A 12,486-nucleotide genomic window follows, 5' to 3' on the forward strand; every position below is an offset into this window, starting at 1 on the left:
GGACATGCCGATCCGGCGGGCGGCGGCGGAAATTGCGCCGCACCTTTGCCGTATTTTCGGGCGAATCGGAAGCAACCTAGTAGAAGAGCCAGCCGAGGGCGGCGAATAAGGTGGAAACGACCATGGCGGCTACGAGTACGAGGGCGGTAATCCGTATCCATTTGCGATTAGGCATGAAGTCAGCGCTCCTTTCGGTACAAAAATCTGTTTCTATTGTATACGATCTCGCAGGATGGAGGAAAGCCGATGATTCAGGAAAAACGTTTGGTGGACGAATTTATGGCGCTCGTCAGGGTTGACAGCGAAACCGGGCATGAGCAGGAAATAAGCAAGGTACTGAAAGAGAAATTCGCAGCGCTGGGGCTTTCGGTCGAGGAAGACGACGCGGCGGAGAAAACCGGTCACGGCTCAGGCAATCTGTTTATTTTCCTGGAGGCGGACGGAGCGCCCGACGCACCGGTTATTTTCTTCACGTCCCACATGGATACGGTGACGCCGGGCGCAGGGATCAAACCGCAGCTGGACGACGACGGTTATATCCGCAGCGACGGCACGACGATTCTCGGCGCGGACGATAAGGCCGGCCTCGCGGCGATGCTGGAAGCAGTCAAGGTGCTGAAGGAGCAGGGCATACCGCACGGCCCGGTGCAATTCGTCATTACCGTAGGCGAGGAAGCGGGCCTATACGGCGCGCGGGCGATGGAAGCGAGTAGGCTGAAGGCGACATTCGGCTATGCGCTCGATTCGAACGGACAGATCGGCGACATTGCGGTCGCGGCACCGACTCAGGCGAAAATCACCATGAAGGTGAACGGCAAATCGGCGCACGCAGGCGTCAACCCGGAGGATGGCATCAGCGCCATTCAGGTGGCCGCCAAAGCGATCGCGCGCATGTCGCTCGGCCGTATCGACCACGAGACGACGGCCAACATCGGCCGGTTTGAGGGTGGCGGAGCAACGAACATCGTGTGCGATTTCGTGAAGCTGGATGCCGAGGCGCGCAGTATCGTGCAGGATAAGCTCGACAGCCAGGTCGAGGCGATGCGGACGGCCTTGGAGAGCGCAACCGCCGATTATGGCGCTTCGGCGGAGTTCGACAGCGAGATCATTTACCCCGCCTACAGCTATACGGATGGGGATCCTGTCGTCGAGCTGGCGAAGTCGGCGATCGAGCGTATCGGCTGCACGCCGCGCACATTTCATTCAGGCGGCGGCAGCGATGCGAACATCTTCAACGGCCTCGGCGTCCCGACCGTGAATCTGGCTGTCGGCTACGAGCATATCCATACGACGAAGGAGCAGATCAAGGTCGCGGACCTCGTAAAAACGACTGAGCTGGTGGTGCAGATCGTCAAGCTCGCCGGCGAACGGGTCAAGGAATAGCTTCACCATTTGATAACAGCTTCGTCGTTTAATCCTGCCCGCCGTCGCCTGACGGCGGGTTTTTAACGCGCGAGGCTGTCAACGAACCGGCGCACTGCCGGATTTCAGCCAATCGTTCAGCTTGCGCGGGCTTTTGGGGCTTCCGTTAATTTTGCGCAGCTGATGGCGGATCTCCCAGGCTTTGCCGACCAGCCGCAGACCTTTCGGATCGATGTACTGTTTCATACGATTCATCCCCCGTCGATTTTGGTATAATGAACCATATGCGCCCGCGGGACATGTTATCCCTGACCGGACGGAAAATGTTAGCGACAATATGCCGCAGCGGCGGCCGAAGGAGCGAATCGCAATGGAAAACGATGCACGCACAGAGCAATGGACGGAAAAAACGCTCAACACCGAGCCGATCTTCTCGGGCAGGATGATCAGCCTCCAGGTCGATACCGTGGAGCTGCCGGGCGGCGGTTCGTCTACGCGCGAAATCGTCCGCCATCCCGGAGCGTCGGCCGTCATCGCCCTCGTGGACGGCAAGCTGCTCGTCGTTGAGCAATACCGCAAGCCTCTGGAGAAATTCCAGGTGGAGATACCCGCTGGCAAGCTGGATCCGGGCGAGGATCCGGTGGAGTCGGCGTACCGGGAGCTGGAAGAGGAGACCGGGTACAAGGCCGGCTCGATGAAGCTGCTGCATGCTTTCTACACCTCTCCGGGCTTCGCGGACGAGAAGCTGTTCGTCTACTTGGCGGAGGATCTTACGCCCGGAGAAATGGCGCTCGACAGCGATGAGTTTCTGACCGTGGAGGCGCTGACGTTCGAGGAGGCGCAGCGTTACATCAAGGAAGAGCGGATCAGCGACGCCAAAACGATTCTCGCGGTGCAGGCATGGCAGCTGTACCGGTTGACCGGGCAGTGGCAGGCGTAATGTCGGAGCCTGACGCGGGCATCGGCGGGAAGCTGCAGGCAGACGGCGGAAACTACGGAAAGGTGCAAAAGAGCGTGGAGTAAACGGCAGGCAGCCGGCATACCCGGTCGATCTGGTTCATAGATTGTATCAGACCGGACAAGGAGGAGACATGTACCATGCCGCCGCTAAAACGGCTCTACCCGGCGCAAGATCTGTTCACCCTGTACGTTTTCGTATCGGTGCTGTTCATTGTCGGCGTCGTGTTCGGAGTCATGATGTACAATGCGCTTACACTCGAGCAGCAGCAGCAGGTGACAAGCGAGGTCGGCCGTTACGCGGATTTATTCCGTGCGGGCATTGTGGGCGATCCGGAGGATACGCTGCGCGAACGGGCACTTTTTCACACGAAGTGGGTCGTGCTGATCTGGCTGCTCGGCGTGACGGTCGTGGGCATGCCGTTCATTCTCGCACTCGATTTCCTGAAGGGCGTGCTGATCGGTTTCTCGGTAGGGGCCATGATTCGGGAGTATGCCTGGCAGGGCCTGCTGTTCGCGTTCGCGTCAATCGCGCCGCCCAATCTGCTGGTTATTCCCGCCCTGATCATGGCGAGCGTGGCCGGCATCGCCTTCTCACTGCATGTCGTCAAAAATCGGCTGCTTCAGAGCGGGGGCGAACTGGCTCATCCTTTGCTGTCCCACACGGCCGTATGCCTGTTCATGCTGCTCGCGCTGTGGGGAGCGGCGCTGCTTGAAGCGTACCTTTCCCCCTATCTGATCCGCCTCGCCGCACCCGTTCTGGGAGCCGCAGCCGGGGGTCTCTAGAATCTAGCAAAAGGTTTGACTTTCCGTTCGTCCAGCGCCTATAATGAAAGCACAAAATAATCCCCAAAAAGTGCAGCGAAGCTCAGCAGATTATTCGTATTGCTTTGCGGGGACTCCGGAAAGAAATTTAGCCTTAACGGTGTACTCGGCGCTGGTCGACGCGAAGGGGGACAACATGGAAGCCCGTATCGAGAAAATCAAACAGCAGCTTCAATCGCAGGGCTACAAGTTAACCCCGCAGCGGGAAGCGACCGTGCGCGTTCTTCTGGAGAATGAGGAGGATCATCTCAGCGCGGAGGACGTGTTCATGCTGGTCAAGGAGAAGGCGCCGGAAATCGGCCTTGCGACCGTTTACCGGACGCTTGAGCTGCTCAGCGAGCTCCATGTGGTAGAGAAGATGAATTTCGGCGACGGCGTCGCCCGCTATGATTTGCGCACGGACAGCAACAAACATCATCACCATCATCTGATTTGCGTGCAATGCGGTACGATGGGTGAGATTCTGGAAGACTGGCTCGGACCGCTCGAGGAGCGGCTGGAGCAGGAATACGGCTTTGCGGTGATCGATCACCGGCTCGATTTTCAAGGCATCTGCAGTCGGTGCCGGGATAAAAACAATCAGGCCGGCAGTTGATCCGGTTATAGAACTCCCGCGCGGGCTCCGTTGACACGGATGCCTGCGCGGGAGTTTTTGCGTTTTTTAAAAAGTGTAGCAAAAATCCAAGTGAAGATGTATTATAGTTTCATTAGGCAACTTTGTTTCCTTAGTGCAAAATTTGAAATTGATTGTCGGAGGTGGTTGGAGTCGTAGAGGTCGACAAATTTTTTTATACCAATAGTTGCCCTAGGTAAAAATAGTTTTATTAATCAAAAAATTTAGGGCGATATAAACTTTTTGCGGGATAAATAAAAGGCAAGGGAGAGCAATGTAATATGAAAAAGCGTTTATGGATTTTCGGTGCGGTCGTCATCATGGTATTGCTCATTATAAGTATATTCTTGTTTTCTCCGGTTTCGAAACAAACCGGCGCCGCTTCTGATGCGGAGATGCCCAAAGCCGGTCCGTTGGATCCCGCTTCATTTGATTATGGAAATAAATCAACCGGTCCTAACGGACAGACGGTTAAAGAATTTGAAATCGTAGCGGATGACCGGACGATGGAAATTGCGGATGGGGTAGAGATGGCTGTCTGGACTTTTAACGGTACGGTGCCGGGACCGACGATCCGGGTGACGGAAGGCGATTATGTAAAAATTAAATTTATCAACAAAAGTAAAATGCCCCATACGATTCATCTGCACGGCATCCATCCTGCTAAAGCGGATGGTACGTTTGAGACGGTAGCTCCTGGAGGGACTTACATCTATGAATTTACCGCCGAATTGCCCGGATTATATTTGTTTCACTGCCATCAAGAACCGGTAGCGGAACATATCAATCAGGGGATGTACGGCACCTTCATCATTGATCCCAAGACCCCGCGTCCACCAGCGAAAGAACTGACGATGGTGATGAACAGCTATGATATCGACTTTGACGGGGCGGCGAACGAATTTTACACGGTGAACGGAAAGGCATTCGAATTTATGAAGAATCCAATCGAACTAAAGGTGGGCGAGCCTGTACGCATCTACCTGGTGAATATGACGGAAATCGATCCGCTCAATTCTTTCCACATCCATGGAAACATGTTCAATTACTACAACAACGGAACGATGCCCGAGCCTGACCAAATAACGGATAATGTCATCCTGGGACAAGGACAGCGCGGGATCATCGAATTCACTTATAAGTACCCCGGACAATATTTGTTCCACGCCCATCAGAGCGAGTTTTCCAGCCTGGGTTGGAAGGGGATATTTAACGTAACCGAATAAATCTAACAAGGGAGTGATCGTGGATGGTAAATGTGGATCTAAATAAGAATAAACAAAAATGGAAGGGCGGTTTGGGTATTGCATTGTCTGCCCTTGTGCCGCTCGCCCTCGTGGGTATTATGGTAGTTTGGCTGTTGGGCAGCGGAGGGAACCTGCTGGGCACCCCGCAAATCCCGTTTGACGAACTGTCCGCTTCCAAAATCGAGTTTCATCCCAATGAAATTCAAGTCAAGGTCAGAAACACGGGGCCGGATGATCTGACGATTACCAGTGTGCTGGTCAATGGCGCCATCATGGACAATGTGGAGATCAATCCCGGTAGCATACTGGGAAGATTGGATACCGCAACGATTATCGTTCCTTATTGGTGGGAAGAAGCGAAGCCTTATGTGATCAGCATATATACGGCTGATGCGTTTGTCTTTAACTTCGAGGCTCCGGCAGCCTTGCAAACGCCGACCGTATCATGGGATTACATCAGGACATTTATGCTTATGGGTACATTCGTCGGGATCATCCCTGTGTTTCTGGGGTTCCTCTGGCTGCCGATTCTCCGGAAAGTCGGAATGAAGTACCTGTCCGCCCTGGTGGCTTTGACCGTCGGCGTGCTGGCTTTTTTGGGCATGGACACGATCCTGGAAGGATTTGAATTGGCTGCAACCGTAGCGGGAGTGTTTCGTGGCATCACCATGCTGGTTACCGGCATCGTGTTGGGTTACTTCGGCATAATCGCGATCGAATCGATACTGAAAAAAGCGGGAGGCCGAATTGCGGGCAGCGGTCTTCTTCTCTCCTACATGATCTCGCTCGGAATCGGGATCCACAATATGGGGGAGGGACTGGCGATCGGCTCGGCTTTCATTCTGGGTGAAGCGGCGTTGGGCTCGCTGCTGATCATCGGATTTACCGTTCACAATGTAACGGAAGGCATAGCGATTCTTGCGCCCGGCGTCAATCGCAAGATCGGCTGGGGGCATCTGTTGGCCATGGGCGCGATAGCTGGAGTGCCGACGATCGCGGGCGGAATGATTGGGGGATTCGCCTATTCCCCCGTCTTGGCGACACTATTCTTCGGTATAGCGACAGGGGCGATTTTACAGGTGATTGCGGAATGCTGGAGTCTGATCCGGGGCGACGGGCTGGTGCAAAAGATTCAGGCCGCCCCCAATTGGATCGGTTTGACCGTCGGTTTCGCATTGATGTATGCGACGGCTCTCTTCGTAACAGGATAAAATAAGGGTGGAGAGGAATATAATATGAAACGGCTAAAAAGCTTCACATGGTTTGTTCTGGGCGTGGTATTGTTTATTTCCGGATGTTCAGCAACGGCAACGGAATCCAATGAGCCGCCCGAGGCATCCCGCGAGATCAATCTGAAGGAATATTCAATTGGAGCAGGCAAGGTTCGATTGCTGACGTCGGAAGATCCTGTGCGAATCACGATTAAAAATAAAGGAGCCATTCCGCATAATTTTGTTGTTGATCAATTAGGAGTGGATTCGGGAATCCTCGCACCGGGGAATTCCGCCATGGTGGAAATCGATGCGAAAGCAGCAATGGTTCTGCAAGCAAAATGTACGTTGCCGGGGCACGCAGAAGCGGGAATGGTGGCTGAGTTAAAGGTAGACGAGTAAACTGACGGTCAGGGGGCTTTAACAATGAAAATCGGCGTACCGAAGGAAATCAAGGCGAGCGAATACCGCGTCGCGCTAACACCCGCCGGCGTGGCGGCGTTCAGAGCGGAGGGGCATGAGGTGCTCATTCAGGCCGGCGCCGGGGTGGGAAGCGGTTTTGAGGATGAAGCGTACGAGCAGGAAGGCGCGCTTGTGATTCCGGAGGCGGCCGGCGTCTGGGAGGAAGCGGACATGATCATGAAGGTCAAGGAGCCGCTGTCGGAGGAGTTCGGTTATTTCCGGAAAGGGCTGCTGCTGTTTACCTACTTGCATCTGGCCGCGGCCCCCGTGCTTGCGCGGGCGCTCATCGAGGGAGAGGTTACGGGCGTCGCTTACGAGACGATTCAGCTGCCGGGCGGAGCGCTTCCTTTGCTGACACCGATGAGCGAGGTGGCCGGACGGATGGCCGTGCAGATCGGCGCGCAGTTTCTAGAGGCTTTCTACGGAGGGCGCGGCATTCTGCTTGGCGGCGTGCCGGGCGTGCCGCCGGCGGAGGTGATCGTTCTCGGAGGCGGGATCGTCGGCTTGAACGCGGCGCGGATGGCGTTGGGGATCGGAGCGAGCGTCGTCATTCTCGAGCGGAACCCGGAACGGATGCGTTATATCGACGACATTTTCGGGGGAACGATCCGAACGCTCATGTCCAATTCCTATAATATCGCCAATGCCGTCCGCAAGGCCGATCTGCTGATCGGCGCGGTGCTGATTCCAGGAGCGAGGACGCCGAAGCTCGTTACGGCGGACATGGTTAAAACGATGAAAAAAGGCGCTGTGATCGTCGATGTGGCAGTCGATCAGGGCGGCACGATCGAGACGATCGACCGCGTAACGACGCATAAGGAGCCGGTGTATGAGAAGCACGGCGTCCTGCACTATGCAGTCGCCAACATGCCGGGGGCGGTGCCGCGCACATCGACCTTTGCGCTCACGAATGTGACGCTTCCCTACGCGCTCGAGCTGGCGGCCAAAGGGTTTCGCAAAGCCGTCACGGAGAACGGCTCGCTGAAGAAAGGAGTCAACACATACGCCGGCCGCTATACGCACCGCGAGGTTGCGGAAGCGCTGGGCGGGACTTTTACGCGGATCGAGGACTTGCTGGATCCGGCGCTCCCGGACAAGGAATGATGCTGTGCCGAACGTGTTCACGCCGCTAGTCCGCGCATATCGGCGGCCTGCCCGGCATAAGGTGGGGTAGGGAAGAACATGTCCCGACGATACGTGACCGGGGGTGGATCGATATGGTCATTTCACTGCATAAGGCGGTCAGAAGACTGGCGTTTGCGGCGCTGCTCCTGCTTCTTACCGTTATCGTATTTTTTCTGCTTCGCATCGCGGCCGACTGGATACGGATGCCTGACCCGTACGCGGTCCCGCAGGGAAACGCCGTCAAAGCGTTTGGGCTGCAGGAACGCGGAGAGCGCGGAACGTTCGCCCAGCGTCTCCGGGAATTCTATGCTTATGGGGAATAGCCGGTTTTCGGACAATAAATGACGTGAATCGGCAGGAAATTACAGGCCGGATGTGGAATATACCTATAGCACGGAACCGGAAAGACGGAAGCGAGAGGAAAAAGCATGATGAAGGAACGACTGCGGCAATTCGTCCGTTTTCTGTCGGAGGAACGCGCGATGTCCCGTTCGACGATCGAGTCGTATGAGCGCGACCTGACAATGTTTCTCTCCTATACGGAAGGGCAGGGGTTGAACAGGCCGGAGCAAATCGAAAAACATCATATTGCCGCTTATCTGCTGCATTTGAAGCATCACGGCCGCGCGGTGGCCACGGTGTCCCGCACCGTTTCGTCGATTCGGGCCTTCTTTAAGTATCTGGTGAACGAACGGGTGACCATGCACGACCCGGCCGCCCATATGACGGCGCCCAAACAGGAGAAAAAGCTGCCGAAGGTGATGACGAAGGCCGAGGTGGAGCGGCTGCTGGAATCGCCTCCTTCCGATACGCCGGGCGGGCTGAGGGATCGGGCCATGCTGGAGCTGCTGTATGCGACGGGCATTCGCGTCAGCGAGCTCATCTCGCTTGACGGGGAGCATGTGAACCCGGAGATGGGATTCGTCCGCTGCACCGGCGCAGGCGGCAAAGAGCGGATCATTCCGCTCGGACGGGTCGCCTCGTCGGCGCTAACGTTATATTTGTCGTCGGCGCGCGAACGCTATGAGAAGCCGGACCGCAAGCAGAGTGGCTTGTTTCTGAATCATTTGGGGACCCGTATGACGCGTCAGGGCTTCTGGAAAATCATCAAAAAATACGCGCGCGAGTCCGGCATTACAACGGAAATAACACCGCATACACTCCGCCACTCGTTCGCGGCGCACTTGCTGGAGAACGGCGCGGATTTGAGATCCGTGCAGGAGATGCTGGGCCATGCGGACATTTCGACGACGCAAATTTATTCCCAGGTTACGAGAACACGGATGAAGGACGTCTACGACCGTACGCATCCGCGCGCCAAATAGCAGCGTTTATCGGTACAGTATTCGGAGGTGAGCAGATGCGCTTCAAACGCGTTACGTTAATTGTGCTCGACAGCGTCGGGATCGGTGAAATGCCGGATGCGCCGGCATTCGGCGACCGGGGAGCCCACACGCTTGGCCATATCGCCGAATCAGTCGAAGATTTCGGACTTCCTGAGCTACGGCGTTTCGGTCTGGCCAATATCGCCCCGATCGGGGACTGGGAGCCCGTAGAAGCGCCGGAGGCTTCATACGGCAAAATGGCCGAGGCGTCCGTCGGCAAAGATACGATGACCGGCCATTGGGAAATCGCCGGCCTGCACATTCATGTGCCGTTCCGGACGTTCCCGGACGGCTTCCCGCCGAAGCTGATCTCCGCTTTTGAAGAGCGGACGGGGCGTCGGATAATCGGCAATAAGCCGGCCAGCGGCACCGAGATTTTGGACGAGCTCGGCCAGGAGCAAATGGAGACGGGGGCGTGGATCGTCTACACGTCGGCGGATAGCGTTTTTCAGATCGCCGCCCATGAGGAAATCATTCCGCTCGAGGAGCTGTACCGCGCCTGCGAAATCGCCCGCGAGCTGACCCTGAAGGAGCCTTACGCGGTAGGAAGAGTTATCGCGCGTCCCTATATAGGCCGGCCGGGCGCGTTCAAACGGACGCCCAACCGGCATGATTATGCGGTCAAGCCGCCTGAGCCGACCGTACTTAACGGGCTGTCGGACGGAGGTTTTGAAGTGATCTCCGTCGGCAAGATCAACGATATTTTCAGCGGTGAAGGGATCGGCCGGTCGTATCCGACCAAAAGCAACGAGGACGGCATTCGCCGGACAATCGAGCTGATGGGCGAATCGTTTACGGGGCTTTTGTTTACAAATCTGGTCGATTTCGATTCGCTGTACGGCCACCGGCGCGATCCGTCCGGCTACGCCAGCGCGCTGGCGGAATTCGACCGAGCGCTGCCGGAGCTGAAGGCGAAGACCGGTCGGGACGATTTATTGATCATCACGGCCGATCACGGCAACGATCCGGTTCACGCCGGAACCGACCATACGCGGGAGTATGTGCCGCTGCTGGTTTACAACCCGGTTCTCAAAGGACGTTCGCTGGGCGTTCGCGCGACCTTCGCTGATATCGCGGCTACGCTCGCCGACAATTTCGGCATCGCCGGGCCGGCGAACGGATGCAGCTTTTTGCCTGAATTGACGGATTGAACCTAACGCAAATGGAGGAATGACTATGAACACGATGCAAGCTGCCATTATCCGCGAGGCTGCGGATTATATCCGGTCCCGTACGTCGGGCGCCGCACCCGAAATCGGACTGATCATGGGCTCGGGCCTCGGAATTCTGGGCGACCATGTGACCGATGCGGTGACGATTTCTTATAAGGAAATCCCGCATTTTCCGCTCTCCACGGTCGAAGGGCATGCCGGCGAGCTGCTGATCGGCAAGCTGGCGGGCCGCCAGGTCGCGCTGATGCGCGGCCGATTCCATATGTACGAGGGCTACGGCCCCGAACTGACCGCGTTTCCGGTCCGGGTCATGAAAGCATTGGGAGCCGCCAAGCTTGTCGTTACCAATGCCGCAGGCGGTATCAATACGTCTTACGAGCCGGGAGATTTGATGCTGATCAGCGACCATATCAATCTGCAGGGCCGCAACCCGCTGATCGGACCGAACGAGGAGGAGCTCGGCCCGCGGTTTCCGGACATGTCCGAGGCCTACAGCCGGCGGTTGCGCGCGGCGGCCAAGAAGACGGCGGAGGAGCAGGGCTTTGCGCTGCGGGAAGGCGTGTATATCGGCGTGCTTGGTCCGTCTTACGAGACGCCGGCCGAAATCCGCATGATGCGTGCAATGGGAGCGGACGCGGTGGGCATGTCGACCGTCGCCGAGGTGATCGCCGCGCGGCATTCGGGGATCGAGGTGCTGGGGATTTCCTGCATCAGCAACATGGCCTCCGGCATTTTGGATCAGCCGCTGTCGCATGATGAGGTCATCGAGACGACGGAGCGTGTCAAATCCCGGTTCCTCGGACTCGTCGTGGGCGTTATTCCGTCGCTATAGTTTCTTAAGTCCCAGGCTGTAACACAATTGTAACAATTAAGCCGACCGATTATGACATCCTTTGTCTGCCGTTCGTCGTATAATGTCCTTTGTAATTTGAATCCTGACATGGAGTGAAGAAATGGACAAGCAGCTACTCGTACAAGTCGAGCGTTTACGGGGCAAAATGGTCGCTGCAGCGATAGAGAACAATACTCTTCATCAGGAAGTGCTGCATTTGAGCCAATCCCTCGACGAGCTGATTCTGCAGGTACAGGTGGAGAAGCGGGCAAAGGCGGCGCGGCGGAAAAATTCATAGCAGGGGGCCTTTTTTATGCGTGCGGTGGATATCATTCGGCGTAAGCGGAACGGAGAGACGCTCACCGCTTCCGAAATCAAATTTATCGTAGACGGGTATTGTTCCGGGACCGTGCCGGATTATCAAATGTCGGCCTGGGCGATGGCCGTTTTCTTTCAAGGCATGACTGCGGCGGAAACGGCGGAATTGACGATCGCGATGGCGAACTCCGGCGATCGGCTCGATTTGTCGGAAATCGCGGGCATTAAGGTCGACAAGCACAGCACCGGCGGTGTAGGCGACAAGACGACGCTGATCGTTGCGCCTTTGGTCGCGGCCGCAGGCGTGCCGGTGGCCAAAATGTCCGGCCGGGGTCTTGGTCACACCGGCGGGACTGTCGATAAGCTCGAGTCGATTCCCCGCTTCCGGTCGGAGCTGACCCGTGAAGCTTTTATACGGCAGGTCAACGATATCGGCCTTGCGGTCGTAGGCCAGAGCGGGCATATGACGCCTGCGGACAAAAAGCTGTACGCGCTGCGGGATGTGACGGCTACCGTCGAATCGGTGCCGCTTATCGCAAGCTCGGTCATGAGCAAAAAAATCGCAGCCGGCGCCGATGCCATCGTGCTCGACGTGAAGGCCGGCGGCGGCGCGTTCATGAAGACGGCGGACGATGCCGAGAAGCTGGCCGAAGCGATGGTTGCGATCGGCACGGAGGTCGGCAGGCAGACCGCCGCCGTCATCAGCGATATGGACCAGCCTCTCGGCTTTGCAATTGGCAACGCCCTCGAAGTGGCGGAAGCGATCGATACGCTGCAGGGCCGCGGACCGGAGGATCTCACGTCGCTGTGCCTGACGCTGGCATCCCATATGATCGTGCTTGGCGGGCAGGCGAAGACGGTGGCGCAAGCGCGGTCTCTGCTGGAAGGCAAGCTTTCGAACGGTGAGGCGTTCGCCAAGTTTCGGGCGTTTATCGGCGCCCAAGGCGGAGACGTCGGAGCAATCGATAATCCGCGGC

General features: G+C 56.9%; 16 protein-coding genes. 14 read left to right on the plus strand and 2 right to left on the minus strand.

Features of this window, described 5'->3' with window-relative positions; genetic code table 11:
- Positions 1 to 76: 76 nt before the first annotated feature.
- Positions 77 to 175, minus strand: a complete 99-nt coding sequence (prli42, locus tag BG52_RS15755) for a stressosome-associated protein Prli42 (protein ID WP_150112235.1) — start codon at positions 173 to 175, stop codon at positions 77 to 79.
- 71 nt (positions 176 to 246) lie between these two features.
- Between prli42 and BG52_RS05035 the strand changes: the two genes are divergently transcribed.
- The gene (locus tag BG52_RS05035; protein WP_036585128.1) at positions 247 to 1,383 is read left to right on the plus strand and encodes a M20/M25/M40 family metallo-hydrolase; all 1,137 of its coding nucleotides are present in this window, start codon (positions 247 to 249) and stop codon (positions 1,381 to 1,383) included.
- Between the two features lie 78 nt (positions 1,384 to 1,461).
- On the opposite strand, the gene mciZ is transcribed toward BG52_RS05035, so the two are convergent.
- Positions 1,462 to 1,608: a Z-ring formation inhibitor MciZ gene (mciZ, locus tag BG52_RS15240; protein WP_144340738.1), complete on the minus strand. Its 147-nt coding sequence runs from the start codon at positions 1,606 to 1,608 to the stop codon at positions 1,462 to 1,464.
- Positions 1,609 to 1,732: 124 nt separating this feature from the next.
- Here mciZ and BG52_RS05040 point away from each other — a divergent pair, with 124 nt between their 5' ends.
- The 13 genes from BG52_RS05040 to BG52_RS05095 all read left to right on the plus strand — a co-directional run.
- Entirely contained in the window at positions 1,733 to 2,302 is a 570-nt protein-coding gene (locus BG52_RS05040; protein WP_036585129.1) for an NUDIX domain-containing protein, read from the plus strand.
- Between the two features lie 158 nt (positions 2,303 to 2,460).
- Positions 2,461 to 3,105, plus strand: coding sequence for a stage II sporulation protein M (gene spoIIM, locus BG52_RS05045; protein ID WP_036585130.1), 645 nt, complete (start codon positions 2,461 to 2,463; stop codon positions 3,103 to 3,105).
- A gap of 175 nt (positions 3,106 to 3,280) precedes the next feature.
- Positions 3,281 to 3,739 carry a ferric iron uptake transcriptional regulator gene (gene fur, locus BG52_RS05050; protein WP_036585134.1) on the plus strand — a complete coding sequence of 153 codons (459 nt, stop codon included), beginning with the start codon at positions 3,281 to 3,283 and terminating at the stop codon, positions 3,737 to 3,739.
- Positions 3,740 to 4,038: 299 nt separating this feature from the next.
- On the plus strand, positions 4,039 to 4,983 hold the full coding sequence (locus BG52_RS05055) for a multicopper oxidase domain-containing protein (protein ID WP_051587655.1): 945 nt from the start codon (positions 4,039 to 4,041) through the stop codon (positions 4,981 to 4,983).
- Positions 4,984 to 5,006: 23 nt separating this feature from the next.
- Entirely contained in the window at positions 5,007 to 6,215 is a 1,209-nt protein-coding gene (locus BG52_RS05060; RefSeq protein ID WP_051587656.1) for a ZIP family metal transporter, read from the plus strand.
- Positions 6,216 to 6,239: 24 nt separating this feature from the next.
- Positions 6,240 to 6,617: a cupredoxin domain-containing protein gene (locus BG52_RS05065; protein WP_036585136.1), complete on the plus strand. Its 378-nt coding sequence runs from the start codon at positions 6,240 to 6,242 to the stop codon at positions 6,615 to 6,617.
- A gap of 24 nt (positions 6,618 to 6,641) precedes the next feature.
- Positions 6,642 to 7,781, plus strand: coding sequence for an alanine dehydrogenase (gene ald, locus BG52_RS05070; RefSeq protein WP_036585138.1), 1,140 nt, complete (start codon positions 6,642 to 6,644; stop codon positions 7,779 to 7,781).
- A gap of 113 nt (positions 7,782 to 7,894) precedes the next feature.
- Positions 7,895 to 8,125, plus strand: a complete 231-nt coding sequence (locus tag BG52_RS05075) for a DUF4227 family protein (RefSeq protein WP_036585140.1) — start codon at positions 7,895 to 7,897, stop codon at positions 8,123 to 8,125.
- A 108-nt stretch (positions 8,126 to 8,233) separates the two neighbouring features.
- Positions 8,234 to 9,127, plus strand: a complete 894-nt coding sequence (gene xerD / locus BG52_RS05080) for a site-specific tyrosine recombinase XerD (RefSeq protein WP_036585198.1) — start codon at positions 8,234 to 8,236, stop codon at positions 9,125 to 9,127.
- A gap of 35 nt (positions 9,128 to 9,162) precedes the next feature.
- Positions 9,163 to 10,338: a phosphopentomutase gene (deoB, locus tag BG52_RS05085; RefSeq protein ID WP_036585150.1), complete on the plus strand. Its 1,176-nt coding sequence runs from the start codon at positions 9,163 to 9,165 to the stop codon at positions 10,336 to 10,338.
- Positions 10,339 to 10,357: 19 nt separating this feature from the next.
- Entirely contained in the window at positions 10,358 to 11,191 is an 834-nt protein-coding gene (locus BG52_RS05090) for a purine-nucleoside phosphorylase (protein WP_036585152.1), read from the plus strand.
- Positions 11,192 to 11,312: 121 nt separating this feature from the next.
- Complete coding sequence (locus BG52_RS15245; protein ID WP_081793603.1) at positions 11,313 to 11,489, plus strand: aspartyl-phosphate phosphatase Spo0E family protein; 177 nt, start codon at positions 11,313 to 11,315, stop codon at positions 11,487 to 11,489.
- Between the two features lie 15 nt (positions 11,490 to 11,504).
- Positions 11,505 to 12,486, plus strand: a 982-nt coding sequence (locus BG52_RS05095; RefSeq protein ID WP_081793604.1) for a thymidine phosphorylase, incomplete at its 3' end; no start/stop codon positions are given.

The organism is Paenibacillus darwinianus (genome assembly GCF_000598065.1).
In the GTDB taxonomy this organism is placed as follows: domain Bacteria; phylum Bacillota; class Bacilli; order Paenibacillales; family Paenibacillaceae; genus Paenibacillus_I; species Paenibacillus_I darwinianus.

What these genes read in the sequence shown, in the direction of transcription:
- prli42 (WP_150112235.1), bottom strand. Translation starts at nt 175, where the DNA reads ATGCCTAATCGCAAATGGATACGGATTACCGCCCTCGTACTCGTAGCC.
- BG52_RS05035 (WP_036585128.1), top strand. Translation starts at nt 247, where the DNA reads ATGATTCAGGAAAAACGTTTGGTGGACGAATTTATGGCGCTCGTCAGG.
- mciZ (WP_144340738.1), bottom strand. Translation starts at nt 1,608, where the DNA reads ATGAAACAGTACATCGATCCGAAAGGTCTGCGGCTGGTCGGCAAAGCC.
- BG52_RS05040 (WP_036585129.1), top strand. Translation starts at nt 1,733, where the DNA reads ATGGAAAACGATGCACGCACAGAGCAATGGACGGAAAAAACGCTCAAC.
- spoIIM (WP_036585130.1), top strand. Translation starts at nt 2,461, where the DNA reads ATGCCGCCGCTAAAACGGCTCTACCCGGCGCAAGATCTGTTCACCCTG.
- fur (WP_036585134.1), top strand. Translation starts at nt 3,281, where the DNA reads ATGGAAGCCCGTATCGAGAAAATCAAACAGCAGCTTCAATCGCAGGGC.
- BG52_RS05055 (WP_051587655.1), top strand. Translation starts at nt 4,039, where the DNA reads ATGAAAAAGCGTTTATGGATTTTCGGTGCGGTCGTCATCATGGTATTG.
- BG52_RS05060 (WP_051587656.1), top strand. Translation starts at nt 5,007, where the DNA reads ATGGTAAATGTGGATCTAAATAAGAATAAACAAAAATGGAAGGGCGGT.
- BG52_RS05065 (WP_036585136.1), top strand. Translation starts at nt 6,240, where the DNA reads ATGAAACGGCTAAAAAGCTTCACATGGTTTGTTCTGGGCGTGGTATTG.
- ald (WP_036585138.1), top strand. Translation starts at nt 6,642, where the DNA reads ATGAAAATCGGCGTACCGAAGGAAATCAAGGCGAGCGAATACCGCGTC.
- BG52_RS05075 (WP_036585140.1), top strand. Translation starts at nt 7,895, where the DNA reads ATGGTCATTTCACTGCATAAGGCGGTCAGAAGACTGGCGTTTGCGGCG.
- xerD (WP_036585198.1), top strand. Translation starts at nt 8,234, where the DNA reads ATGAAGGAACGACTGCGGCAATTCGTCCGTTTTCTGTCGGAGGAACGC.
- deoB (WP_036585150.1), top strand. Translation starts at nt 9,163, where the DNA reads ATGCGCTTCAAACGCGTTACGTTAATTGTGCTCGACAGCGTCGGGATC.
- BG52_RS05090 (WP_036585152.1), top strand. Translation starts at nt 10,358, where the DNA reads ATGACTATGAACACGATGCAAGCTGCCATTATCCGCGAGGCTGCGGAT.
- BG52_RS15245 (WP_081793603.1), top strand. Translation starts at nt 11,313, where the DNA reads ATGGACAAGCAGCTACTCGTACAAGTCGAGCGTTTACGGGGCAAAATG.